At 69.1% G+C, this 24848-nt stretch carries 27 protein-coding genes; 25 read left to right on the top strand and 2 right to left on the bottom strand.

All coding sequences use genetic code 11. The features are described from left to right. The 7 genes from LC452_RS05280 (at window position 1) to LC452_RS05250 (ending at window position 6867) form a co-directional block, all read left to right on the top strand. Window positions 1-1554, top strand: coding sequence for a hydantoinase/oxoprolinase N-terminal domain-containing protein (locus LC452_RS05280; protein ID WP_223622980.1), 1554 nt, complete (start codon window positions 1-3; stop codon window positions 1552-1554). Continuing rightward, complete coding sequence (locus tag LC452_RS05275; RefSeq protein ID WP_223622979.1) at window positions 1551-2645, top strand: DUF917 domain-containing protein; 1095 nt, start codon at window positions 1551-1553, stop codon at window positions 2643-2645. Before LC452_RS05280 ends, LC452_RS05275 begins: the two co-directional genes overlap by 4 nt. Next, window positions 2642-3751 carry a DUF917 domain-containing protein gene (locus LC452_RS05270; protein WP_223622978.1) on the top strand — a complete coding sequence of 370 codons (1110 nt, stop codon included), beginning with the start codon at window positions 2642-2644 and terminating at the stop codon, window positions 3749-3751. The genes LC452_RS05275 and LC452_RS05270 overlap by 4 nt, the downstream gene beginning before the upstream one ends. 9 nt (window positions 3752-3760) lie before the next feature. Continuing rightward, the gene (locus LC452_RS05265; protein WP_223622977.1) at window positions 3761-4798 is read left to right on the top strand and encodes a DUF917 family protein; all 1038 of its coding nucleotides are present in this window, start codon (window positions 3761-3763) and stop codon (window positions 4796-4798) included. Then, a complete protein-coding gene (locus tag LC452_RS05260; RefSeq protein ID WP_223622976.1) occupies window positions 4795-6303 on the top strand; it encodes a CdaR family transcriptional regulator in 1509 nt (502 codons plus the stop codon). Before LC452_RS05265 ends, LC452_RS05260 begins: the two co-directional genes overlap by 4 nt. 125 nt (window positions 6304-6428) lie before the next feature. Next, on the top strand, window positions 6429-6596 hold the full coding sequence (locus tag LC452_RS05255; protein WP_223622975.1) for a hypothetical protein: 168 nt from the start codon (window positions 6429-6431) through the stop codon (window positions 6594-6596). Window positions 6597-6705: 109 nt separating this feature from the next. Then, a complete protein-coding gene (locus LC452_RS05250) occupies window positions 6706-6867 on the top strand; it encodes a hypothetical protein (RefSeq protein ID WP_223622974.1) in 162 nt (53 codons plus the stop codon). Between the two features lie 19 nt (window positions 6868-6886). On the opposite strand, the gene LC452_RS05245 is transcribed toward LC452_RS05250, so the two are convergent. Beyond that, window positions 6887-8092, bottom strand: a complete 1206-nt coding sequence (locus tag LC452_RS05245; RefSeq protein ID WP_223622973.1) for an ROK family protein — start codon at window positions 8090-8092, stop codon at window positions 6887-6889. Between the two features lie 117 nt (window positions 8093-8209). Here LC452_RS05245 and LC452_RS05240 point away from each other — a divergent pair, with 117 nt between their 5' ends. The 18 genes from LC452_RS05240 (at window position 8210) to LC452_RS05155 (ending at window position 23814) form a co-directional block, all read left to right on the top strand. Next, on the top strand, window positions 8210-9535 hold the full coding sequence (locus LC452_RS05240; protein WP_223622972.1) for an ABC transporter substrate-binding protein: 1326 nt from the start codon (window positions 8210-8212) through the stop codon (window positions 9533-9535). Continuing rightward, on the top strand, window positions 9532-10506 hold the full coding sequence (locus LC452_RS05235; RefSeq protein ID WP_223622971.1) for a carbohydrate ABC transporter permease: 975 nt from the start codon (window positions 9532-9534) through the stop codon (window positions 10504-10506). Before LC452_RS05240 ends, LC452_RS05235 begins: the two co-directional genes overlap by 4 nt. Next, the gene (locus tag LC452_RS05230) at window positions 10506-11381 is read left to right on the top strand and encodes a carbohydrate ABC transporter permease (RefSeq protein ID WP_223622970.1); all 876 of its coding nucleotides are present in this window, start codon (window positions 10506-10508) and stop codon (window positions 11379-11381) included. Before LC452_RS05235 ends, LC452_RS05230 begins: the two co-directional genes overlap by 1 nt. Window positions 11382-11421: 40 nt before the next feature. Then, the gene (locus LC452_RS05225; RefSeq protein WP_223622969.1) at window positions 11422-13104 is read left to right on the top strand and encodes a glycoside hydrolase family 13 protein; all 1683 of its coding nucleotides are present in this window, start codon (window positions 11422-11424) and stop codon (window positions 13102-13104) included. Between the two features lie 147 nt (window positions 13105-13251). Continuing rightward, window positions 13252-14235, top strand: coding sequence for a metal ABC transporter solute-binding protein, Zn/Mn family (locus LC452_RS05220; RefSeq protein ID WP_223622968.1), 984 nt, complete (start codon window positions 13252-13254; stop codon window positions 14233-14235). Next, window positions 14232-15065 carry a metal ABC transporter ATP-binding protein gene (locus tag LC452_RS05215; RefSeq protein WP_223622967.1) on the top strand — a complete coding sequence of 278 codons (834 nt, stop codon included), beginning with the start codon at window positions 14232-14234 and terminating at the stop codon, window positions 15063-15065. Before LC452_RS05220 ends, LC452_RS05215 begins: the two co-directional genes overlap by 4 nt. Next, complete coding sequence (locus LC452_RS05210) at window positions 15062-15919, top strand: metal ABC transporter permease (RefSeq protein ID WP_223622966.1); 858 nt, start codon at window positions 15062-15064, stop codon at window positions 15917-15919. Before LC452_RS05215 ends, LC452_RS05210 begins: the two co-directional genes overlap by 4 nt. A gap of 37 nt (window positions 15920-15956) precedes the next feature. After that, a complete protein-coding gene (locus LC452_RS05205) occupies window positions 15957-16379 on the top strand; it encodes a hypothetical protein (protein ID WP_223622965.1) in 423 nt (140 codons plus the stop codon). Further along, on the top strand, window positions 16366-16731 hold the full coding sequence (locus LC452_RS05200) for a DUF5615 family PIN-like protein (protein ID WP_223622964.1): 366 nt from the start codon (window positions 16366-16368) through the stop codon (window positions 16729-16731). Before LC452_RS05205 ends, LC452_RS05200 begins: the two co-directional genes overlap by 14 nt. A 96-nt stretch (window positions 16732-16827) precedes the next feature. Continuing rightward, window positions 16828-17244: a Fur family transcriptional regulator gene (locus LC452_RS05195; RefSeq protein WP_223622963.1), complete on the top strand. Its 417-nt coding sequence runs from the start codon at window positions 16828-16830 to the stop codon at window positions 17242-17244. Continuing rightward, window positions 17241-18287 carry a permease gene (locus LC452_RS05190; protein WP_223622962.1) on the top strand — a complete coding sequence of 349 codons (1047 nt, stop codon included), beginning with the start codon at window positions 17241-17243 and terminating at the stop codon, window positions 18285-18287. The genes LC452_RS05195 and LC452_RS05190 overlap by 4 nt, the downstream gene beginning before the upstream one ends. Beyond that, complete coding sequence (locus LC452_RS05185; RefSeq protein WP_223622961.1) at window positions 18280-19095, top strand: TIGR03943 family protein; 816 nt, start codon at window positions 18280-18282, stop codon at window positions 19093-19095. The genes LC452_RS05190 and LC452_RS05185 overlap by 8 nt, the downstream gene beginning before the upstream one ends. Beyond that, window positions 19085-20983 carry an Ig-like domain-containing protein gene (locus tag LC452_RS05180; RefSeq protein ID WP_223622960.1) on the top strand — a complete coding sequence of 633 codons (1899 nt, stop codon included), beginning with the start codon at window positions 19085-19087 and terminating at the stop codon, window positions 20981-20983. Before LC452_RS05185 ends, LC452_RS05180 begins: the two co-directional genes overlap by 11 nt. Further along, window positions 20983-21699, top strand: coding sequence for a DNA-3-methyladenine glycosylase (locus LC452_RS05175; RefSeq protein ID WP_223622959.1), 717 nt, complete (start codon window positions 20983-20985; stop codon window positions 21697-21699). The genes LC452_RS05180 and LC452_RS05175 overlap by 1 nt, the downstream gene beginning before the upstream one ends. Before the next feature lie 126 nt (window positions 21700-21825). Continuing rightward, on the top strand, window positions 21826-22062 hold the full coding sequence (gene rpmB, locus LC452_RS05170) for a 50S ribosomal protein L28 (RefSeq protein ID WP_017203559.1): 237 nt from the start codon (window positions 21826-21828) through the stop codon (window positions 22060-22062). Beyond that, window positions 22062-22232, top strand: a complete 171-nt coding sequence (rpmG, locus tag LC452_RS05165) for a 50S ribosomal protein L33 (protein ID WP_017203558.1) — start codon at window positions 22062-22064, stop codon at window positions 22230-22232. The genes rpmB and rpmG overlap by 1 nt, the downstream gene beginning before the upstream one ends. Window positions 22233-22235: 3 nt before the next feature. Further along, window positions 22236-22541, top strand: coding sequence for a 30S ribosomal protein S14 (gene rpsN, locus LC452_RS05160; protein WP_017829734.1), 306 nt, complete (start codon window positions 22236-22238; stop codon window positions 22539-22541). Window positions 22542-22989: 448 nt separating this feature from the next. Beyond that, entirely contained in the window at window positions 22990-23814 is an 825-nt protein-coding gene (locus LC452_RS05155) for a type IV toxin-antitoxin system AbiEi family antitoxin domain-containing protein (RefSeq protein WP_263293782.1), read from the top strand. 111 nt (window positions 23815-23925) lie between these two features. Here the strand turns inward: LC452_RS05155 and LC452_RS05150 are convergent, their stop codons facing one another. Then, window positions 23926-24768 carry an alpha/beta hydrolase gene (locus tag LC452_RS05150; protein WP_223622957.1) on the bottom strand — a complete coding sequence of 281 codons (843 nt, stop codon included), beginning with the start codon at window positions 24766-24768 and terminating at the stop codon, window positions 23926-23928. Between the last annotated feature and the right edge of the window lie 80 nt (window positions 24769-24848).

Here is a 24848-nt window from a genome sequence, read left to right as displayed (position 1 = left end):
ATGCACATCGGAATCGATGTCGGCGGAACCAACACCGATGCCGTCCTCATGGACGGCACGCGCACCCTCGCGGCGGTGAAGCACGCGACCACGGAGGACGTGACGACCGGCATCGTCCAGGCGATCGACGCCCTGCGCTCCGGCCACCACTTCGACGGGGAGAACATCTCCGCCGTGATGATCGGCACGACGCACTTCATCAACGCCCTGGTCGAGGCCAAGCGCCTCGCACCGACCGCGGCGCTGCGTCTCGGGCTGCCCGCCACGAAGGCCCTCCCACCGCTCGTCGACTGGCCCGCCGGGCTCGTCGAGGCGATCCAGGGCCGGAGCTACCTCGCCCACGGCGGCTACGAGTTCGACGGGCGGCCGATCTCTCCGCTCGATCCGGACGAACTCCGCGAGCACGCCGCCGACATGCGTGCCAACGGCATCCGCTCGGTCGCGATCTCCTCGGTCTTCAGCCCGGTCAACCACGATCTCGAGGTCGAGGCCGCGCGGATCATCGCCGAGGAGCTCGGCGATGACGTGGCGATCTCCCTCTCGCATGAGATCGGCCGGATCGGGCTGCTCGAACGGGAGAACGCGACGATCATCAACGCCGCGCTGCGCGAGCTCGCGTCGGAGATCGTCGACGGGCTGACCGCCGCCGTGCGCAAGCAGGGCATCCAGGCGCCGATCTTCCTCAGCCAGAACGACGGCACGCTCATGGACGAGGACTACGTGCGTCTGTACCCCGTGGCGACCTTCGCGTCGGGCCCGACGAACTCGATGCGCGGCGCCGCCCTGACCAGCGGTCTCGCGACGTGCGCCGTCGTCGACATCGGCGGCACCACCACCGACATCGGACTGCTCATCAACGGCTTCCCCCGGGAGACGGCGAACGAGGTGAAGGTGGCCGGCATCCGCACGAACTTCCGGATGCCGGATGTGCTGTCGATCGGAATCGGCGGCGGGTCCATCGTGAACGAGGAGACCGGCGAGGTCGGTCCCGAATCGGTGGGCTACCGGCTCACGACCGAGGCGCTCGTGTTCGGCGGGTCGACGCTCACCGCGACCGACATCGCGGTCGCAGCCGGCCGGGCCGACATCGGCGACGCCTCGAAGGTCGCTCACCTCGATCGCGCGTTCGTCGAGCGGGTGCTCGAACGGATCGGCGAGCGGGTCGCTGAGGCGGTGGACCGCATGCGCACCTCGCCCGAACCGATCCCGGTGGTGGCCGTCGGCGGCGGATCGATCCTCGTCTCCGGGGAGCTCCCGATCTTCGGTGCCGCACAGCGCCCCGAGAACTACGCGGTCGCGAACGCGATCGGCGCCTCCATCGCTCAGGTCGGCGGCGAGATCGACAAGGTCTACGCGATCGAGCCCGGTCGCCGGGAGGAGGCGATCGCCGCGGTGCGTGCGGAGGCCGTCGACAAGGCCATCGCCGCCGGTGCGTTCCCCGCCTCGGTCGACATCGTCGACTTCGACGAGGTCCCGATCCCGTATCTCCCCGGCAACGCCACCCGCATCCGGGTCAAGGCCGTCGGCGATCTCGACATGGGCGGTGTGCGATGAGCTGGACGATCACCCCCGACCTCATCCCGGGCCTCGCCCGCGGTGCCGCCGTGCTCGGCACGGGTGGTGGCGGCGACCCGTACATCGGAGCGCTGCTCGCCTCGCAGGCCCTGCGCCTGCACGGCGACGTCACGGTCATGTCGCTGGACGAGGTGCCGGATGACGCGCTCGTGCTGACCGTGGCCATGATGGGCGCTCCGACCGTCATGGTCGAGAAGCTCCCGAGTCTCGACGAGGTCACCGCGCCCGTGCGGGCCCTGGGCGCGGCGCTCGGCCGACCCGTCACGCACATCGCCTGCGCGGAGGTCGGCGGCGTCAACTCCACGATCCCGATCGCGGCCGCTGCCGCACTCGGCCTGCCCCTGATCGACGGCGACGGCATGGGTCGTGCGTTCCCCGAGCTCCAGATGGTGCTGCCGACCCTGTACGGCATCGATGCGTCACCGCTCGCGTTCAGCGACGAGAAGGGCAACGTCGGTGTGCTGACCACCGTCGACAACAGCTGGACCGAGCGCATCGCGCGGGTCGCCTGCGTGGAGATGGGATGCTCCGTGATGATCTCCGGCTTCCGGATGTCGGGCGCACAGGCGCGCGAGGCTCTCGTCGCGGACTCCCTGTCGCTGTGCCGTGAGATCGGCGCGGGCATCGATTCCGCGCGGGAGGCCAAGACGGATCCGGTCGCGGAGGTGGTCGCTCTTCTCGGCGGACGCGAGCTCTTCGACGGCAAGGTCGTCGATGTGGAGCGCGCGACCACCACCGGCTTCGCCCGCGGCAGGGCGAGGATCGAGGGCGCCGACTCGGCGCTCGAGCTCTCGTTCCAGAACGAGCACCTCATCGCGACGCTCGACGGGCAGACCCTCGTGACCACGCCCGACCTGATCATCGTGCTGGAGCACGACTCGGGTGAGCCGATCACGACGGAGGGGCTGCGCTACGGTCAGCGCGTGCGCGTGATCGCCGCGCCAAGCGACGAGCGCTGGCACGGCGCTGCCGCGCTGGCGATGGTCGGTCCGGGCTACTTCGGGTACGACCTCCCCTCGCATCGCTTCGACGGTCGGGTCGAGAGCTTCGCCGAGGAGGATGCCGCGTGAGCTGGCAGCTGACACGTGCGGACCTGCCCGATCTCGCACGCGGCGCGACGCTGCTCGGAACCGGCGGCGGCGGGGATCCGTACATCGGCAAGATGCTGGTCGAGCAGGTGCTCGGCGATCGGTCGATCACGATCCTCGACCCCGACGACCTGACCGACGACATGTTCGTGATCCCGACGGCGCAGATGGGGGCGCCCACCGTGATGATCGAGAAGATCCCGGCGGGCTTCGAGGCGACACTCGCCCTGCGCACGCTCGAGGAGCACCTCGGGCGGACGGCGGACGCGACGATGCCGATCGAGTGCGGAGGCATCAACTCGATGATCCCGCTCATGGTCGCCGCCGAGACGGGCCTTCCCGTCGTCGACGCCGACGGGATGGGGCGCGCGTTCCCCGAGCTCTCGATGGAGACCTTCGCGGTCTACGGTGTGCACGGATCGCCTCTCGCCCTGGCCGGGGAGCGGGGCGAGCGCGTGATCATCGACACCGGTGACGACGACCGCCAGATGGAATGGCTGGCGCGGGGCATCACCATCCGGCTCGGCGGGGTCGGGCACATCGCGGAGTACGCGATGTCGGGTGCCGATGTGAAGCGCACGGCGGTGCCCCGCACGATCTCGATGGCGCTCGCACTGGGGCGGACGATCCGTCTGGCGAGAGAGGCGCATCGGTCGCCTTTCGAGGCCATCGCCGAGACGCTCTCCACGACCCTCTACCCGCACGTGCGCAAGCTTTTCGTCGGGAAGGTGACCGACGTGGAGCGCCGCACCACCGAGGGGTTCGCGCGAGGGACCGCCATCGTCTCGGCATCCGATCCGTCGAGTGATGACCGCCTGGAGATCTCGTTCCAGAACGAGAACCTCATCGCGCGCCGCAACGGCGAGGTGGTCGCCATCGTGCCCGACCTCATCTGCGTGGTCGACCACGAGTCCGCCGAGCCCATCACGACCGAGGGCCTGCGCTATGGGCAGAGGGTGCGCGTGCTCGGCATCTCGACCCCGGAGATGATGCGCACGCCCGAGGCCCTGCAGGCGTTCGGGCCGACGGCGTTCGGGCTGGCCGAGCCCTTCTCGCCGGTGGAGACAGCGGGGGAGCGGCGAGCCTAGGCTGAGGCCATGCCGGTCACCCTCGATCTCGACAGCCTCCCCGCGCTGGCGACCGGGTTCGCGCTGCTCGGTTCCGGCGGCGGCGGAGGAACGACGATGCTCGAGCTGGTGCTGCGGGATTCCCCGGACTGGCCGATCACCCTGTATGACGTCGACGACCTCGATCCGGACCTCCCCTGCCTCGGCGCGGGTTTCGTCGGATCGACCATCCTTCTCGGCGAGAGACTGATCGCCGACGATCCCTTCGCTCGACTCATCGCCGCGGCGGAGCGCTGGCTGGGCCATCGGGTTCCGGTCGTCTGCTCACTGGAGGGCGGCGGTCTCAACGGCCTCGCCTCCTTCACGCTGGCCGGCGAGCGGATGATCGTCGACGCCGACCTGACCGGCCGCGCCGTCCCGGCGCTCGACCAGATGTCGCTCCTCGTCGACGGTGTGCCGAACGTCATCGTCACGTGTGACACGGGCGCCGGCGGCGTGGCGCTTGTCGACACCGACCGCGCGGTCGACGTCGAGCGCATCGTGCGGGCGGCGACGGTTCAGGCGGGTGGCGCCGGGGGCATGGTCTTCGCCGGGTTCACCGTCGGAGACCTGCGCGAGCACGCGATCGTCGGCAACGCCGCGCACGCGCTGAAGCTGGGTACGGCCTTCCTCTCTGCCGAGACCGGGCCGCTCCGCGATCTCGCGGGGGCGCTGGGCGGACGGCTGCTCGCCGAGGGGCGCATCACCGCGATCGAGATCGATGAGCGGGACCCGCACGTGACGATCTTCGGCATCGAGGGGAGTGCCGGCGAGGTGCACAGGCTCGTCGCACGGTCGGAGAGCCTCGCGATGATGACCGACGGAAGGCTCGAGGCCGCGGCGCCTGATCTGGTCGTCGTGCTCGACGCGATCTCCCGCGACATCCTCGAGGTTCCGCACCTGTCGATGGGGCGATACGTCGCCGTTGTGCACCTCGGCGGCCCGGAGTGGTGGTCGCACTCCGCCGAGCGTCTCCGCCATGTGGTGCCCTCCGCCTACGGGCTGGATGAACTGGACGGACCGACATGACCGACGCGCTCCTGCTGAGTGCTCTGCTCGCTCACCCCGAGAACGGCGGCGTGCGCGCGATCGCCGGGCCGGAGGACGTCGAGTGGACAGGCGTCGTCGTGGAGTCGGACGAGACACGGCTCCCGTCCGACGGCGCCGGGCGGCTCGTCGTGCTCACGGAATCGCCGCCCGCGCGTTCGTGGCAGCAGGATGCGCTCCTCCGTCGCACGCGCGATCGCGGCTTCCGTGCCCTCGCCGTGCCCCACGCGGATGCTTTCGGTGCGGGCACCCGAGCGCTCGCGGAGCGGCTCGGCTTCACGGTGCTGCACGTCGATCAGCCCATCCAGCTCGCGAAGGCGTGCTGGCAGCTCGTCGAAGCGCGGGACGCGCTCACCCTCCACTACGTGCGAAAAGTGGCGCAGTCGATCGAGTATCACGCCGACAGCCTCTCCGATCTGCTGCGCCATCTCTCCTCGAGCGTGCGGCACGGGGTCGCCCTGCTCGATGCCGAAGGGGTGCTCCTCGAATCCGGAGGGACGCTGGCCGCGGACGTGCACGCGTCGATCGACTTCGGGCCCTGGCTCGACATCGTGCGCGTGCCGGGCGGCTCGGCAGCCTCGGTGCGTGTCGACAGTCCCAGCCGGGAGGGTCTGCGGCTCGCGTTCTTCGGCGACGGGCTCGACGAGCGGCAGGTCGCAGCCCTCGCGGTCGCCGCCGAGGTGGCGATGCCCGCTGTCGCCGCCCGGATCCTCATCGACGAGGTCAACGAGGTCAATGACGCCTCGGTGTCGTCAGGAGTGCTCCGCGACTTCGTCGATCTACGCGGCACCCCGGATCTCGACGTGGAGCGCCGCATGCTCGAGCGCGGATGGCGGACGAGCGGATACCACCTCGGCTTCCGCATCATCGGGCGCACCCGCGTCGACACCCTCCAGCTCCTCCGCTTCGTGATCGGCGAACTCGGCCGCATCTCCGTCGACTCGCACGCGACCACGAGCGGTCGAGGCGTGACCGGATGGCTGACGTTCACGGACCCGCCGGCTCCGCCCCAGATCGAGCAGCACGTGGCGTCACTCCGAGACCTGCATGTGGCCGCCCGGCGCTCGTTCAATGTCGCGACCGGCGTCGGCTCGGTGGCGAACGGCTCCGCGGGCCTCACGACGTCGTTGAGCGAGGCGTCCGACGCGTCCAAGATCGCCGTGAACCGTTCGACCACGAGCTGGTTCGTCCGTGTCGACGGACTCGGACTCGAACGGCTCCTGCTCGCGTGGACCGGCAACGACACCTTCGTCCCGGCGGCGCAGTCGCTCCTCGCGCCGTTGCAGGAGGGTCGCGGCGAGCTGCTGACCACCCTGTCGGCGTACCTCGATCACGAGTCGGCGCTCGCCCCGACCGCCGCCGCACTCGGTCTGCACCGCAACACCGTCGCCAGTCGCATCCATCGCGCGCAGGAGCTGCTCGGCGTGGACATGAACGATCCCGAGGTCCGTCTGGCGCTCCATCTCGCGTGCCGCGCGGTGCGCTGACGGCTCGCGCCCCGAGTCGCCGAAGGCAGACGGAGGTGGCGACCTGCGTCTATGGAGCGAGTCTCGGCAGCGGATCACACTGGGTGCGGCGAGCGCATGAGGCCTCGCGTGTGTGAGGAGACGAGATGTCCGACGAGAAGAAGATCCCTGCCGAGGCCGCCGCCGACGCGTCCGTGCCGGCCGAACTGACCGAAGAGCAGCTCGCCGCGGTCGCCGGTGGCATCGGCCATCCGACTCAGGGACAGCACATGGACAAGGCCGAGATCGACAGGGCCCTCCGCGGCGGGAGTTAGCCCGCGCGGATGCCGCGGAGGTGACGACCTGCGTCTATGGAGGCGCCTTCCCCGGCGGAACACACTTGTTCTGCGAGCGCACGAGGCCTCGCCCACCAGAGGAGACGACATGTCTGAGAAGAAGATCCCTGCCGAAGCCGCTGCCGACGAGACGGCCGAGCTCACCGACGAGCAGCTCGGCGAGGTCGCCGGCGGCGATGGCTACCCGAACCAGGGGCGCGGGGGCGGCAACATCCCCCTCGAGGAGAAGGTCCTCCGCGGCTGGAAGTGAAGGAGGCCGGATGCCGTGGCTAGGCGCGCATGCGGAGACGCTGCTCCGCCAGCCGCGGCACCGCCTGCTCGCGCGCGGCACGTCGCGCGGTGGCGACAGCGCCGACGGATACGACCTCGGCGCCGAGCTCTGAGGCGAGGATCTCGGGCGCGGGCAGGTGCAGCTCACCGGGCAGGACGCGGCGGGCGGCGGCCAGCACGGGCTCGACGCTCTCGGCCACTGCGCCGCACACGATGACGCGCGCCGGGTCGTACATGCTGCCGAGCACCCCCACGACGCGGGCGACCGTGGCGCCGACGCGGTCGGTGACGAGCACGGCATCCGCATCGCCCGACGCGGCGAGGGTCAGGACCAGCCGGGGGTCGATGTACCCGGAGGCGACGATGCGTCCGACCGCGGTGTCACGATCGATCTCTCCCGCGTCGACGGCCGCCTGCGCGTGGTTGCGCACCGAGTAGGGGAGTCCGAAGGCCGAGCCGACGCCGACGATGTGGTCGAAGACGACACCCTCGCCGACACCTCCGTGCGCGCCGTGCAGCACGTGGCCGTCGACGACGACTCCGCCGCCGAAGCGCTCGCTGGCGAGCAGGGCGACGTAGTCCCGGCATCCGACGGCCGCGCCGACCGCCCCTTCGGCGATCGCGGCGAGCTGGGCGTCGTTCTTGATCTCGACGACCGGCGCCCAGTCGCGCAGGGCGTCGGCGAGTCCGGGGTTGGTGCGTTCCCAGAAGCCGTCCGGGTGCGGGGGCGAGACGCCGTTGCGATCCACCGGTGCGGCGACGCCGACGCAGAGGGCGAGCACGTCCTCGCGAGGCACGGCGGCCTCCTCGAGTGCGGCACGCAGGCTGTCGACGATCGTCGCGCGGCGCTGTTCGGACGTCTGGGTCGGATCGAGGTCGACGCGGTGATGCACGAGAGTCTGATCGATCGGATCGGCGACGGTCACCGCGAGATGCGTGTCGCCGGCATCGATCCCGACGACGACACCGAGGTCGGGGGAGAGGCTGAAGCGCCGGGCGGGCCGACCGGAGCGGTAGCTGCCGACGGCGCGGGCGTTGGGGAGCTCGCGCAGCATCTCGGCGTCGAGGAGCGTGTCCATCGCGTCGATCGCGGTGGAGCGCGTCAACGACGTGCCCGCCATGACCTCGGTCGCGGTGAACTCGCCCGCCGCCCAGGCGAAGTCGAGGACGGCGCCGACGCTCGCGCGTCCGGTGCCGAGATCCATCGAGACTTCTGTCACTCCCCTTGACCTTTCTGTCGCGCCAATGAGAGAGTACCTCTCGACAGAGTAAATTCGCTCACTAGATTTAGTACGCGGATATACGGGATCGAAAGGACGACGGTGTCTGAGAAACGAACACGCGCGGTGCGGATGATCGCGGGAGCCCTCGGGCTCACGCTGGTCGGGGCCGCCCTCACGAGCTGCGCAGCCGGCTCGGGAGCGGAGACGATCCGCTTCACCTTCAGCAAGCGCGAGGCGATCGAGTTCATGAACGAGCTCGTCGCAGAGTACAACTCCTCGCAGGACGAGGTGAAGGTCGAGATCGACACGTCGGGTGTCGACGTCGTCTCCGCCAGCTTCGTGCGGGGCAACCCGCCCGACATCATGCTCGCCAACTACAACTACGAGATCGCGCGATTCGTGCAGCGCTGCGCGCTCACCGATCTCTCCGACACCGAGGCCGCCTCCGGCATCCGCGACGACCTCCAGCCGCTCATGGATCAGTACGGCTCCTGCGAAGGGCGCACCAGTGCACTCCCGTACTCGGTGATGGCGGCATCCGTCATCTACAACAAGCAGATCTTCGACGAGCAGGGGCTCGAGGTCCCGAAGACCTGGGACGAGCTCCTCGCCGTCTGCGACCAGCTCAAGGCCGCAGGCATCGACCCGTTCTATGCGACCTTCAAGGATGACTGGACCGTCGCGCAGGGCTGGTACGACTACACCGCCGGCGGCTCCGTCGACGTGATCGACTTCTTCGACGCGATGGCCGAAGAGGGCACCGAGGTCGGCCCCGATGCGCCGGTGTCGTTCGAGCAGGACTTCTCCGAGCCCATGGACCGGATGATGCAGCTGGTGACCGAGTACACCAACTCGGATGCCGCGAGCCGCGCCTACGGTGACGGCAACCTCGCGTTCGGCGAAGGCAAGGGCGCGATGTACCTGCAGGGCCCGTGGGCCTTCAGCGAGATCGAGAAGACCGCGCCCGACCTCGACCTCGGCACCTTCCCGCTGCCGATGACCGACGACCCGGCCGACCTCGGTGTGCGGGTCAACATGGACCTCGCCGCGATGATCCCCGCCGAATCGAACCACCAGGAGGCCGCGCGCGACTTCCTCGAGTACCTCTACCTGCCCGAGAACATCGAGGCGTACAACGCCTCGCAGCTCGGCTTCACCCCGACGACGGATGCTCCGGCCCCCGACGATCCGCGGGTCGAGGGAATGATCGAGTACTACGACAACGGGCAGATCTACCAGGGCCCCTCGGTGCTCGTGCCGAAGACCCTCCCGCTGAACAACTACGTCCAGGCGATGGTGCTCGGAGCCTCCCCGGAGTCCACGCTGCGCACGATGGACGCCGACTGGGCGCGGATCGCGTTCCGCGCACCGATACCCACCACTCAGGATTCCGCATCCGGCGAGACAGAGGAGTCGACGCCATGACGAACACCGCCCTGCCGAACCCGGCAGTCCCGAGCATCACGAAGCCGCCCGCCGTGACGACGGACACCACCTCCGTCGTCACCGGCGGCGGAACCCGAGGGCTCCGCCGCCGCACGAAGCGTGTCGAGCCGATCTACTACCTGTTCCTGCTGCCGACCCTGGTGATCTTCACGCTCGCCATCACGGTTCCGGCGGTGATGGGCATCTTCTTCAGCTTCACCGACTCGATCGGCATCGGCGAGTGGAGCTTCAACGGGCTCACCAACTATGTCGCGATGTTCAGCGACCCGTCGATCCTGCAGAGCTATCTGTTCACGTTCGGCTTCTCGATCGCCACGGTGATCGTGGTCAACGTGGTCGCCTTCCTGCTCGCGGTCGGACTGACCTCGCGCATCCGCTTCAAGACCGGGCTGCGCACGATCTTCGTGATCCCGATGGTGATCTCGGGCATCATCATCGCGTACGTCTTCAACTTCCTGTTCTCGAACTCCCTGCCGGCCGCAGGTGCTGCCACCGGCATCCCGTTCCTCGAGACGAGCCTGTTGGCCAACCCCGACCTGGCCTGGGTCGCGATCGTCATCGTGACGGCCTGGCAGGCCGTGCCCGGCACGCTCCTCATCTACATCGCGGGTCTCCTGTCGGTGCCCGGTGAGGTGTACGAGGCGGCGAGCATCGACGGCGCGAACAAGCGGCAGCAGCTCCTGCGCATCACGCTCCCGCTGGTCGCCGGCTACGTCGTGATCAACGTGATCCTCGGGTTCAAGGGCTTCCTGAACGCGTACGACATCATCGTCGGCCTCACCAATGGCGGGCCCGGCACCTCCACCCGCAGCGTCGCGATGACGATCATCGCGGGCTTCAACGGCGGCGACTACGCCTACCAGATGGCCAACGCGACCATCTTCTTCATCGTCGCCGTGCTCATCTCCCTCCTCCAGCTGTCGCTGACGCGCGGAAGGAACGCACTCTGATGTCGACGCAGACGATCACCACCCAGACGGCGGGCAAGAAGCCCCGCTTCAAGATCGAACGACCCAACTGGTCGGGCACGATCATCCTGATCCTGTGCACGGTCACCGTGCTCCTCCCGCTCTACGTGACCATCTCGATGGCGTTCAAGACGACGGGGCAGGCCGTCGACGGCAACGCCTTCTCGTTGCCCGCGCCGTTCAGCATCGACGGGTTCGTCGAAGCCTGGAACCTCACGAAGTTCCCGGTCGGTGCCGGCATCTCGCTCCTGGTCACCGCCGGAACGGTCGCGGCGACGATCATCCTCGCGGCGTTCGCGTCCTACGCGATCGTGCGCAACTGGGACCGCAAGCTGTTCCGCTACTCGTTCTTCTACCTGCTGGCCGCGATGTTCATCCCGTTCCCGGTGGTCGCTCTGCCGCAGATCCAGCTCACCGGCCGGGTCGGGCTCGACAACCCGTTCGGCGTGATCATCCTCGCCACGATGTTCCAGCTCAGCTTCAGCGTGCTGCTGTTCACCGCGTTCCTCCGCTCGATCCCGATCGAGCTGGAGGAGAGCGCCCGCATCGACGGTGCGACGACCTGGCAGACGTTCTGGCAGCTGATCTTCCCGCTGCTCGCCCCCATGAGCGCGACGGTCGGCATCTTCGCCTTCCTCTACGCCTGGAACGACTTCATGATGCCATCGCTGATCATCTCGGATCCCGCGATGCAGACGCTGCCGGTGCGGCAGAACCTGTTCCAGACCCAGTTCAGCAACAACTACAACGTCTCGTTCGCCTCATATCTGATGGCGATGGCCCCCGCGATCCTGGCGTACCTGTTCACGCAGCGCTTCGTCATGGAGGGCGTGACGCAGGGCGCCGTCAAGGGCTGACCGATACCGACCGCAACAAGAAAGAAGGAGTTCTCCTCTTATGACCGACGCGCTTCTCGTCGAGACCCGCAAGGCCGATGCCGCCGTCTGGTGGCGGCAGGCCGCCGTGTACCAGATCTATCCGCGGAGCTTCGCCGACGCGAACGGCGACGGACTGGGTGACATCCCCGGCATCGTCTCCCGCGCCGACTATCTCGCCGAACTCGGCATCGACGCGGTGTGGCTCAGCCCGTTCTATCCCTCGGCGCTCGCCGACGGCGGGTACGACGTGGCCGACTACCGCAACGTCGATCCCCGCCTCGGAACCCTCGACGACTTCGACGCGATGGTCGAGGCGCTGCATGCCCGCGGCATCCGGGTCGTCGTCGACATCGTCCCGAACCACAGCTCCGATCTGCACGAGTGGTTCCAGGAGGCGCTCGCCGCGGGTCGCGGGTCGGCGGCACGCGAGCGCTACATCTTCCGTGAGGGGAAGGGCGTCGACGGCTCCGAGCCGCCGACGGACTGGGGTGCGGCCTTCGGCGGCAGCGCCTGGGAGCGCGTCGAGGACGGGCAGTGGTACCTGCACAGCTTCGCCATCGAGCAGCCCGACCTGAACTGGGACCACCCGGAGGTGCGCGCCGACTTCCTGAAGACGCTGCGCTTCTGGTCGGACCGCGGGGTCGACGGGTTCCGCATCGACGTCGCGCACATGCTCACGAAGGACCTCACCGAGCCGCTGCCGAGCCAGGCGGAGCTCGACGCGATGGACCGCACATCGGGTCGGCATCCGCTGCTCGATCGTGACGACGTGCACGAGATCTACGCCGAGTGGCGTGCGGTGTTCAACGAGTACGACCCGCCGCGCACCGCGGTCGCCGAGGCCTGGGTCGAGACACCCGAGCGTCGCGCCCGGTACGCGTCGGCGGATGGCCTCGGGCAGGCGTTCAACTTCGACCTGCTGGTGGCGGAGTTCTCGGCGGGGGACTTCCGCGACGTGATCACCGAGAACCTCGAGCAGGCGCAGGCGAGCGGCTCGTCGACGACGTGGGTGCTGTCGAACCACGACGTCACCCGCCACGCCACCCGCTACGGCCTGCCGTCGCTGCGCGGCCGCACCGTCAAGCAGGGCACCGAGTGGGTGGCCGCCGGTGGTCCCGCCTACCAGCTCGACCGCGAGGGCGGGCTGCGCCGGGCGCACGCCGCGACCCTGATGCTGCTCGGCCTTCCCGGCAGCACGTACCTCTACCAGGGCGAGGAGCTCGGCCTGCACGAGGTCGCGCAGATCGCGCCGGAGCAGCGTCAGGACCCGGCGTTCCTGCGGGAGGAGGCCTTCGACGGCCTCGGACGTGACGGATGCCGCGTGCCGCTGCCGTGGACGGCATCCGGCTCCTCCTTCGGTTTCGGTTCGGCTGACGCGCACCTTCCGCAGCCGTCCTGGTTCGCGGAGTACGCGGTCGACGTGGAGGCGGCCGACCCGTCGTCGACGCTGTCGCTGTACCGCGAAGCGCTGCGCCTGCGGCACCTGCTGCAGGCCGATGAGCGCCTGGAGTGGATCGAGACGGGCCGCGACGATGTGCTGCGCTTCGCCCGCCCGAACGGCTGGCAGGTGGTGACCAACTTCGGCACCGAGCCGTTCGATCTCGGTGCGGATGCCGGGGAGGTCGTGCTCGGCGCGGTCGTCGACGGTGCGGTGCCGGGGGAGCACACGGTGTGGATCGCTCCGGCGGGTCTCGTCGGCTGAGGCCGCACCGCTGAATCTGCAGGCGGGAAAGACAGTTGCAGGTCGAGAACTCGGTTCTCGACCTGCAACTGTCGTCTCGACCTGCAGATCGACGGCGCACGCGGAACTGATTTGATAATGGTTCTCATTAGCGTTTAGAGTGAGGGCATGAAGAAGCCCGTGCTCGCCCTCGCCCTCGCATCCGTCGCCGCCCTCGCTCTCGCCGGATGCTCCACCCCCGCGGCGGGAGAGGGCGACGACGGCACGATCCAGGTCGTCGCGAGCACCAACGTGTACGGCTCCCTCGCCCAGCAGATCGGCGGCGACCGGGTCGAGGTCTCCTCGATCATCAACTCCGTGACCCAGGATCCGCATTCCTACGAGGCCACCGCCCGCGATCGGCTGACCGTGCAGAAGGCCGACCTCGTGATCGAGAACGGCGGCGGCTACGACGCGTTCATCGACGACCTGCTCGACGGATCGGATGCCGAGGTGCTCACGGCCGTCGAGTTCTCGCACGACTTCCCCGGCAACGAGGGCCACGAAGAAGGCGACGCCGACGCGGAGGAGCACGACCACGAGCACGCCGAGGGCGAAGAGGGCCACGAAGGCCACGATCACATCGAGGGATTCAACGAGCACGTCTGGTTCGACCCGCACACGATGATCCACGTCGTGGAGGACATCGCGGCACATCTCGCCGAACTCGACCCCGACGGCAAGGCCGACTTCACGGCTGCCGCCGACGAGATCGTGGCCGACCTCGAAGGATTCGAGACCGACCTCGAGACGATCAAGACGGATGCCGCCGGCGCGAGCGTCTTCATCACCGAGCCGCTTCCCGGCTACCTCGCCACAGCCGCGGGCCTCACGGACGTCACCCCGGAAGGATTCGCGGAGGCGGTCGAGGAGGGCACCGACGTGGCTCCCGCCGTCCTGCTCGATGCCCTGAACGTGATCGACAGCGGTGAGGTGACCGCTCTGCTCACGAACGCGCAGACCGGCGGTGCCGAGACCGAGCGCGTCGAGGCCGCCGCGAAGGATGCCGATATTCCGGTTGTCGCGTTCACCGAGCTGCTCGAGGACGGATCGTCGTACTCTGAGTGGATGCGTGACGCGATCAAGAGCCTCGCCGCCGCCGTCCAGTCGTGAGTGCGGCGGTCCCTGAGCGCGGGCCGGCCCTGGAGATCGCCGGTGCCGCCCTGCATCGCGGTGACCGAGAGCTGTGGGCAGGGCTCGACCTGACCGTGGAGCCGGGGGAGTTCATCGCCGTGCTCGGGCCCTCGGGTTCCGGCAAGACCACGCTGCTGCGCAGCATCCTGGGCCTGCAGCCCCTGTCGTCGGGCACGATCAAGGTGGCAGGTTCTCCCGTGCACCGCGGCAACGCGCGGATCGGGTACATTCCGCAGCAGCGCTCGCTGGCTCCCGACACGAGCATGCGGGCGCGCGATCTCGTGGCGCTCGGGGTGCAGGGCAGCCGCTTCGGCTTCCCCGTCCCGCACCGCGGCGACCGGGCCAAGGTCGACCGCCTGCTCGAGGCCGTCGGAGCCGCGCACTACGGCGACCGCCGGGTGGGCCTGCTGTCCGGCGGCGAGCAGCAGCGGCTGCGCGTCGGACAGGCCCTCGCCGACGAGCCCTCGCTTCTCCTGTGCGACGAGCCCCTGTCGAACCTCGATCTCGCGAACCAGGTCGGCGTGACCGACATCATCGATCGGCAGCGCCGCGAACGCGGCGCGGCCGTGCTGTTCGTCACGCACGACATCAACCCGATCCTCAACCGCGTCGACCGGATCCTCTACATCGCCGGCGGACGGTTCCTGCTCGGCACCCCGGAAGAGGTGCTGCAGACCCGCGTGCTCACCGACCTCTACGGCACTCCGGTGTTCGTGCTCCGCGCCGGTGACCGGCTGGTCGTCGTCGGAGTCCCGGATGCCGAGCCGCACCACGACCACGGCGACCACGAGCACGGCGGCGCCGCATGAGGCCTCTGCTCGACTGGAGCGACGTCTTCTCGTTCCAGGACTACGGAGACCTCGTCGCCCTGCTCGCGAACTCGATCATCGCGGGTGCGGTGCTCGGCATCGTCGGCGGACTGATCGGCGTCTTCGTGATGCAGCGCGATCTGGCGTTCGCGGTGCACGGGGTGAGCGAGCTCTCGTTCGCGGGCGCGGCGGCCGCCCTGCTCTTCGGCGGCAGCGTCGTCGCCGGTTCGCTCGGCGGGGCGCTCGTGGCGGCGATCCTCATCGGCGTCCTCGGCGCGAAAGCCCGGGACCGCAACTCGATCGTCGGCGTGCTCATGCCGTTCGGCCTCGGTCTCGGCATCCTCTTCCTCTCCCTCTACGACGGCCGCAGCGCCAACCGGTTCAGCCTGCTCACCGGGCAGATCGTGTCGGTGTCGAGCCCGGACCTGGGCTGGCTCATCGGCATCAGCGTCGTCGTGCTGATCGGGCTGCTGGTGATGTGGAACCCGCTGCGCTTCGACTCGCTCGACCCCGAGTCGGCCGCCGCACGCGGCGTGCCGACGCGCGCCGTGAGCTTGATCTTCATGGTGCTGCTCGGCCTCATCGTCGCGGTGAGCGTGCACATCATCGGCGCGCTGCTCGTCATGGCGCTGCTGGTGACGCCCGCCGCCGCCGCCATGCGCGTCACGGCCGGCCCTGTGGCGGTTCCGCTGCTCGCCGCCCTGTTCGGATTCGTCTCGGCCGTCGGCGGCATCCTGCTCGCCCTCGCCGGCACGCTGCCGGTGAGCCCGTACATCACGACCCTGTCGTTCACGATCTACGTGGTGTGCTGGATCGTGCAGAAGGCGCGGGCCCGCGTGCGGCGGGTGGCCTGAATCCGTCGACATCCGGGGGACTGCTACACTGTAGTGCATGGTAGCACCTACGAATGTTCGCTTCTCTGCGACCGTCAGTGACGCGTTGACGAAGTACGCCCACCTGACGGGTCAGACGAAGTCCGGCGTCATCAACAGCGCGGTCGAGGAGTGGCTGCGGATGCAGGTGCACACCGGCGTCCGATTCGTCACGGTCGAGACGGGCGAACGGCGCGCGCGACTCGTCGATGGCCCAGAGGTGTGGACAGTCGCGGAGGCGTGGCTGGCGCATGAACCCGATGCACGCACCCCGCAGATTCTGGGGCAGGTCCTCGGGCTGTCTGAAAGCACGATCGGGAATGCCTTGAACTACTGGGCCGATCATCGCGCCGAGATCGACGGCATACTCGAGCGGCACCGCATCGCACAGGACGAGGCGCTGGCGGCGTGGGAAAGACGCCAGGCGATTGACGCGGCCTGAACTCAGGGTCCTCCTCGACGAGCACTACCCGGGCTGGTTGGCCGATGCACTCGGCGCCGCAGGGATCGACGCTGCCGCGGTCGTCCAGCGCGACGACCTCCGGGGTGCCGAGGATGCTGAGGTGCTGCGAACCGCGACTCTGGAGCATCGCATCGTGATCACCGAGGACGTGACGACATTCGGGTTCGCGATAGACAAGCAGGCCTCGCACGCGGGCGTCGTCTTCTGTCATCACGCTCGCTTTCCCAGGAGCGGGAGCGGACTCGAGCGCCTGAGAGTCGCCTTGATCGCGTTCGCCGCGGATCCGCCGTCGGCAGCCGGGGAGCGCTCGTTCATCTGGTGGCTTCGGTGAGTCATCACATCCGTGAATCGTCGCCTGCGCACCCGATGCTGCCCCGACTGCTGCCGCTCCCAGCCCTCGCCAACCGCCGCCGCCTAGAATCGTCGTATGGCTCAGCGGAACACCTGGCAGCGCGAACGCGTGCGCGAAGCGCTCGCCGACGCGCGCGGTTTCGTGAGCGCGCAGAACCTGCACGCCTCGCTGCGTGAGGACAACACCGGCATCGGGCTCGCGACCGTGTACCGCGCCCTCGCCGGGCTCGCGGCATCCGGTGATGCCGACTCGCTGCAGAGCCCGGAAGGCGAGGCGCTCTACCGCGCCTGTACGACCCAGGGCCACCATCACCACCTGATCTGCCGGTCCTGCGGACTGACCGTCGAGATCGAGGCGAAGGACGTCGAGCAGTGGGCTCACCGCACCGCGGCTCTCCACGGGTTCACCGAAGCCGCGCACGTGGTCGACATCTTCGGACTGTGCACCCCGTGCACCAACAAGCGCGACGCCGAACGGGCAGCGAACGCGTGAGCCTCTCGGCAGGCACGGCGACCCGCGCGGGCCAGGGCCATGCGCATCGTCCGACCCGTTCGCCGCGCTCGGCCTGGGTCGGCGTCGGTCTGGGCGTCGCGATCATCGCGGCCCTGTTCCTCGTCGACCGGTTCCTGCCGTCGCTGTTCCCCGCCTCGCTGCCCACCCGGGCGCAGGATGGGCTCACGCTCGCCCTGAGCGTGCTCATCGAGGCCCTGCCGTTCGTGATCCTCGGTGTGCTGCTCTCGATCGTGGTGCAGGTCTGGCTTCCGGCCGATGTCATCCATCGCTGGCTGCCGAAGCGCGCCTGGGCCCGTCGTGCTGTGCTGTCGCTGCTCGGGATGGTGATCCCGGTGTGCGAGTGCGGCAACGTGCCCTTCGCCCGCGGACTGATGATGCGCGGACTCGCTCCCGCGGAAGCCCTGACCTTCCTGATCGCCGCCCCGATCGTGAACCCCATCGTCATCCTCACGACGCACGCCGCGTTCGGCTGGGACGGCGGCATCCTGATCGCCCGACTCGTCGGCGGCTACCTGATCGCGAACCTCATCGGCTGGATCTACAGCCTGCACCCCTCGCCCGACTCGCTGCTGACCCGGCGTTTCGTCGACACGTGCGACCGCGTCACCCACGAACCCGGCACGCCGGTGCGCCGCAGCCTCACCCAGTTCCTGGTCGAGCTCCGCGCGGTGATGCCCGCTCTCGTGATCGGATCCGCGCTCGCCGGGGCGGTGCAGGTGCTGATCCCGCGCGACATGCTGCTCGCGATCGGTTCGAACCCGGTGCTCTCGATCGTCGCGATGATGGTGCTCGCGATGACGGTCGCCATCTGCTCGAACGTCGACGCGTTCTTCGCGCTGTCGTTCGCGTCGACGTTCTCGTCGGGCGCACTCGTCGCCTTCCTCCTGGTCGGGCCCCTCGTCGACATCAAGATGCTCGCGCTCATGCGCACGACCTTCACCGGGCGCACACTGGCCGGCATCGTCGGCGTCGTGGTCACCGCGGCCTTCGCGATCGGGATCGGGGTGAACGTCCTTGTCTGAGCACACCTCTTCGCGCGCACGCGCCCTGGGCACCCGCTGGCTCGGCGTCGGACTCGCGACCCTCGTCGCGGTGGTCACCCTCGGCCTCGGCGTGACCGGTCGACTCACCCTCTACATCAGCCCCGAGTCCGTGTGGTTCGCGTGCGCCGCGGCCGTCGTGACCCTCGCCGGTGCGGTCTGGTCGTTCGCCCTGCCGCTCGGCGAAGAGGGCGACCACGGGCACGATCACGGGACGGATGCCGCAGCCGTGGATGCCGCCGCCGACGCGGATCACGCTCCGCGCTCGACGGCATCGCCCCGGAAGACCCTCGCCATGGTCGGAGCGGTCGCCGGCGGCGTGGTCGCGACGGGTGTGGTGGCCGCCGCGCTCGTGCTGCCCCCGGCATCGCTGTCCGTCGAACTGGCGATGTCTCGCGCCGGCGAGCAGAGCGCCCTCTTCGCAGGCGCCGACAACGTGGCGCTCGGGGTCGCCGACACCTCGACGTTCGGCATCGGCGACTGGGCGAGCGTCTTCGCCACCGCGACGAACACCACCGCCTATGACGGAGCCGCCGTCACCCTCACCGGATTCGTCACGCCCGGCGCTTCGGGCGACGACGACGTGAACCTCACACGCCTGGTCATCACGCACTGCGTGATCGACGCGCAGACCGCCACGCTTCCGGTCACCGTCGACCCGGGCGAGTACCCGACCGGTCAGTGGGTCGAGGTCACCGGAACCGTCCGAGCGGATGCCGACGGCACCCTCCGTGTCGTGCCGACCGACGTCGTCGCGATCGACGAGCCGGGGGATCCGTATGAGTACTGACGACGAACGCCCCGAGGTGCCCGCCGTGCCGCGGACCCGCGCCGAGATGCGCGCCGCCCGGGAGGCGGCCGAGGCTGCGGAGGCCGAGCGGATAGACCGCGCGACGGCTTCCGCGACGGCCCCCGCGGGGGAGACCGCGCAGGGGAGCGACGAGCCGGATGCCGGCCGCGACGCGGCTGCTGCGCGCGAAGCTGCAGTGCGTGAGGCTGCCGCTCGTGAGGCTGCTGTTCGCCAGGCCGGTGAACGTGAGATCGCCGAGCAGGAAGCCGCTGCCCGGAAGATGGCCGCCTTCGAAGCTGCTGCTCGGGATGACGTCGAGGCCACTGCGGATCCCGTCGTTCCCGCGATCCCGATCGCCCCGGAACCCGTCTTCGCTCCCGCCGCGCCTGTCGTGGCGACCGAGGAACCCGCACCCGGAAAGGTGCCCGCCGACGAGGCTCCCTCCGACGAGGCGCCCTCCTACAAGGCACCCACGGGCACGGCCGCTCCCGCCGGCGCCAAACTGCCGCGACGAGCTCTCCCCTCCCGTCGCTTCCTCATCTCGCTCGGCGCCGTGCTCGGCGTCCTCGTGCTGGTCGGCACCGGCTTCGGCATCGTCAGCCTGCTGCAGGGGCCGCGCATCTCGGAGGTGCAGGTCGATCCGGAGCAGGCGATCGAGGCCTCCGGCAGCAGGGTCATCATCACCGCGAATCAGGCGCTCTCCGATATCGACGCGAAGCAGGTCTCGGTCGAACCCGCCGTGCCGTTCACCGTCGACGCGTCGGGCCGTGGCGTCGGCATCCGCTTCACCGTCCCGCTCGACGATTCGACGGAGTACACCGTCCGCGTCTCCGACGTCACGGGCACCGGCGGGGGGCCGACGGCCGATCTGACGACGACCTTCTCGACTCCGGCGTCGAACATCTTCCTGCTGCGCCGCGACCCCGACGGCGACGACACGATCTTCCGCACCGACCTCAGCGGCGAGAAGGCCGTGCCGGTGTTCGCGGTCGACAAGATCAACGACTTCCGGGCGACGTCGACGCAGCTGGTCGTCTCCGTCGAGGAAGACGACGGCTCCCGACTGCTCGTCATGGACCGCGACGGCACGAACGAGCGCGAGCTCGAGCTCCCCGGCGACGGGTTCGTCGGAGCGATCCAGGTGTCCGAACGCGGCGGACTCGTCGGCTACAGCTACTCCGATCGCGAGCTCAGCGACACGGAAGGGCGAGCGAGCGTGCTCGTCACCCAGCCGCTGAACGGCGACGAGAAACCGCAGATCATCGAAGTCGCAGGCGTCGAGGCCAGTGTCTTCGCCTGGCAGTTCGTGCCCGACAGCCCGGCCGTGCTGTTCATCGACTTCGACGGGGCACTGTCGCTGGTCGATCGCTCGACCGATGCGGGCGTGCAATCGCTGGGCCTCGCGGCCACGATCCAGGGGATCTCCCGCGGCACCTACACCGCGATCGTCGAACGGCTCGACGGAACCGTGGTGGAGCTCAACCTCGCCGACGGCTCGGAGGCGCCGCTCGCGGCATCCGATCCGGACTACGGCACCGCGACGTCGATCACTCCGTACCCGGGCGGCACGCTCCGCCATGTCGTCGCCCGCGACGAGTCCGGGATGCCGATCGGGCAGGCCGTCGTCCGCGTCGACGACGACGGCGCCGCCACCCCGCTGGTCGAGGTCGGCTCGTCCGACTCGATCCTGCAGGCCTGCGCCTCGCCGAGCGGCCAGTACGCCGCCGTCGTGATCGCCCCCGACCTGTCGAACAACCCGTACGACGGCATGCTGCTGCCGCTGCCGGAGAACGTCGAGACGCACCTCATCGACATGGAATCGGGCGACGAGCTCGTCGCCCTCACCGGCTTCGACGCGTCGTGGTGCCAGACGGCTCCCCGGTTCTGATGTCCGTCCTGCGCCGAGCCACCCGCGCGGAGCTGAGCGGCTCGGCCGTCGAGGTCGCCCCGCGGCTGCTCGGTGCCGAGCTGCGCACCGTGGTCGCCGGGCAGGGGACGCCGCCGGATGCCGCCCCCGTCGAGGTGCGCCTGCGCATCACCGAGGTCGAGGCGTATCACGGGCAGGGCACGGGCGACTTCGCCGATCCGGGCTCGCACGCGAGGATGGGCCGGACGGCGCGCAACGCGACGATGTGGGGCGAGCCCGGGCACCTGTACGTGTACCTGAGCCACGGCATCCATTCCTGCGTCAACGTGGTCGCGGGTCCCGAGGGCCAGGGCGACGGCATCCTGCTGCGGGCCGGCGAGATCGTCTTCGGGACGGATGCCGCCGCGCGGCGCCGCGGTGCCGGACTGCCGCTCGGGCGCACGGCCTTGCGGGATCTCGCCCGCGGACCGGGACGCCTCGGGCAGGCCGTCGGGCTCCGGCATCCGCTGCACGACGGGATCGACGCGATCACCGGCGAAGAGCACCACGGGGCGCGTGCCGAACTCTGGCTCGGGGAGCCCCGGCCGGACGTCGTCACCGGCCCGCGCGTCGGTGTCGCGGGGGTCGCCGGGACGGATGCCTTCCCCTGGCGGTTCTGGATCGATTCGGACCCGACGGTGTCGCCGTTCCGCTGGGGTCGCGGGGCGCAGGCGGCCGCCTCCGCCGTGCTAGACTGACTCTTTGTCTGCGCACACTCCTGTGCGCAGTTCGCGTGCTACCGGGTCCTGAGGGATCCGGCGGCGTGCAGACAAGGGATCTTGGGTGGGGCCGTCTGGCCTCACGGTAGAGAAGGAGTCACCATCATGGCAGCAGTGTGCCAGGTGACCGGAGCTGTTCCCGGTTTCGGTCACAACGTCTCGCACTCGCACCGCCGGACGAAGCGCCGCTTCGACCCGAACGTGCAGAAGAAGACGTATTTCGTCCCGTCGCTCGGTCGTAAGATCACGCTCAACGTGTCCGCCAAGGGCATCAAGGTGATCGACGTCCGCGGCATCGAGAACGTCGTCAAGGACCTCCAGGCGAAGGGTGTGAAGCTCTAATGGCCAAGAAGGCTCAGGACGTACGTCCGATCATCAAGCTGCGTTCCACGGCAGGTACGGGATACACGTACGTGACCAAGAAGAACCGCCGCAACACCCCCGACCGCCTCGTGCTGAAGAAGTACGACCCGGTCATCCGTCAGCACGTCGAATTCCGAGAGGAGCGTTGATCAATGGCTAAGAAGAGCAAGATCGCTCGCAACGAGCAGCGCAAGGTCATCGTCGAGCGTTACGCCGAGCGTCGCGCCGAGCTGAAGAAGACCCTGGTCGACCCGAACGCCACCGACGAGGCCCGCGAGGCCGCACGCGTCGGCCTGCAGAAGCTGCCGCGCAACGCGTCGCCGGCTCGCGTGCGTTCGCGCGACGTCATCGACGGCCGCCCCCGCGGTGTCCTCACGAAGTTCGGCATCTCGCGTGTCCGCTTCCGTGACATGGCACACCGTGGCGAGCTGCCCGGTGTCACCAAGTCCAGCTGGTAAGTCTCAGCAGACAGAAGGGGCGAGGATCTTCGGATCCTCGCCCCTTCTCCGTGTCCGGGGGTGTTTCGCGCACTCGCGGTGCGCTCGCTGCGTCGGGCTGGCTTCACCGGCTTGGGCTGAGTCTGAAGTACAGGGCATCCTCCCGACAGTGTGATCTCCTCCGGACCGGGTTCTCTGCGCTAGTTCTCGCGGGTGCGGGTGCGGGTGCGGGTGCGGGTGCGGGTGCGAAGGCTTGGGCTTGGGCTTCTCTCGCGGGTTTGGGCTGACTTCGCGGGCTTGGGCTGAGGTTCGCGGCGGATCCACCCTCCCGACGCGGTGTTCTCCTCCCAGACCGGGGGCGTCGACTTCTCGTCCACTGCGGATGCCGTGGCGCAACTGTGCACACGCTTCGCGGAAGTCGGGGGTGATGCCCTGCGAGGGGTGCTCGATCCGCGCAGCATGAGGTCGCATGGATGTGACTTCTGCGTTGCGAGCACGCGACGGCGTGGCGAGAGTCAGGACATTGAGGAACGCGGGGGTGAGTGATCACGCTCTGCGCCGTGCGCGGGAGCGAGGTCTGATCTTCTCGGTGTGCCGTGGCTGGGTGGCGCTGCGGGAAGCGGATGCCATGCTCGTCGCTGCCGCCAGACGTGGTGTCGTGCTCAGCTGCGTGACACTCGCCGCCCGCAGGGGTCTTTGGGTGCTCGATGACTCCGGGCCACATCTGGCCGCCCCATCGACATCGGGTCATGCGTCATCAGCGCGTGGAGTCGTCCACTGGAGCAAGCCGATCTTTCCGCGCGACCCGGATTCCTGCGAAGACTCCCTCGAGAACGCGCTGGTGATCCTCGCGCGATGTCAGCCCTACGAGAGTGCGATCGCGACGTGGGAGTCGGCGTTCCGGCAGAGGCTCGTCGATCCGGGTGAGCTCGAGCGTGCCCCGTTGCCACCCGCTGCGCGTCAGCTGCTCGCGGAGGCGCAACCGTTCGCGGACTCGGGCACCGAGACGATCTTCCTCACGCGACTCGCTTGGCTGAACGTCTCGATCACTCCGCAGGTGTGGATTCTCGGGCATCGGGTCGACTTCTTGCTCGGCGACCTCCTCGTCGTCCAGATCGACGGAGGTCATCACGTCGGCGCGCAGCGCTCGAGCGAAATCGAACACGACGCTCTGTTGAAGCTGCACGGCTATCACGTGATCCGGATCGGATACGACCACCTCATGAACCAGTGGCCGTGGGTTCAGCGGACCATCCTCGCCGCCATCGCACAGCGCCTCCACCACGCCGCGTGATCGGGCGGAGATCACACCGATGGGCGGAGGATGCTCTCGCAAACCTCCGCCCATCAGCGAGATCTCCGCCCGACCCAGTGCGCACGACCCGCCGCGCGCAGCCTCCCGGCATCAGGCGACGGATGCTGTCGCGTGCGACACCGCCCAGGCGAGGGCCTCGTCGGCGATCTCTTCCCAGCCGTCCTGACTGACGAGCCGGTGCGTGCGTCCGGCGTACTCCTTGCGCTCGACGGTGGCAGGGCTCCCCGTGGAGCGGTACTTCTTCTCGATCGCCCGCACGATGGCCGGCGGCACGACGTGGTCGATCTCTCCGGCGATCAGCAGCAGCGGAGCGCGGTCGGTGCGGGCGTAGTCGACGTGGGTGACGCCGCCCTTCTCGTTCAGCACCGAGAGGACCCCTTCGAAGAACACCCGGTTGTAGGAGTTCACCGCGTACTCCTCCCAGAGGGCATCGGATGCTGCGCGGGGGAGGTCGTTGCCGAAAGTGAAGTGGAAGTGGCGCTTCGACAGCGGCTTGGCGCCGTTGCGCCCGAACGGGTTGGAGAGGATCGGTGTGCCGGTCCAGAGGGTGGAGAGGGGGAGGGCCGTGACGCCCGCGGTCTGCCCCGGGGCGACGCCGACGTACGCGACGCCGAGTCCGCGGTCGGCGAGCATCTGCGTGATCACGCCGCCGAAGGAGTGGCCCATGATGATCGGCTTGACCGGGAGGGCGCGGATGATGCGCTCGTAGTTGTCGGCGATCTGCTTCAGGCCGATGCCCTTGAGTGCTGCCGGGTTGCGGCGGATGTCTTCGACCGTGCGGTCGTCGATGCCGGGCCACCCAGGGACGATGACCTCGTGACCCTTCGCGCGGAAGCGGTCCGCCCACGTGTCCCAGCTCTTCGGCGTCATCCACAGTCCGTGGATGAGGACGATCGGGGCCTTGCCGGTGCTGGTGCTGTCGGTGCTGTTCATGATGTCTTCTCCTTGTCGGGCCCCGCCCTGTGCGGCTGCCGTATAGTGATAGTAGACCGAACGTTCTATCTACCGCAAGT

Origin of the sequence: Microbacterium sp. EST19A, assembly GCF_019969685.1 — a bacterium.
Taxonomy (GTDB): Bacteria; Actinomycetota; Actinomycetes; order Actinomycetales; family Microbacteriaceae; genus Microbacterium.
This window is presented reverse-complemented; position numbering and strand designations above follow the sequence as displayed.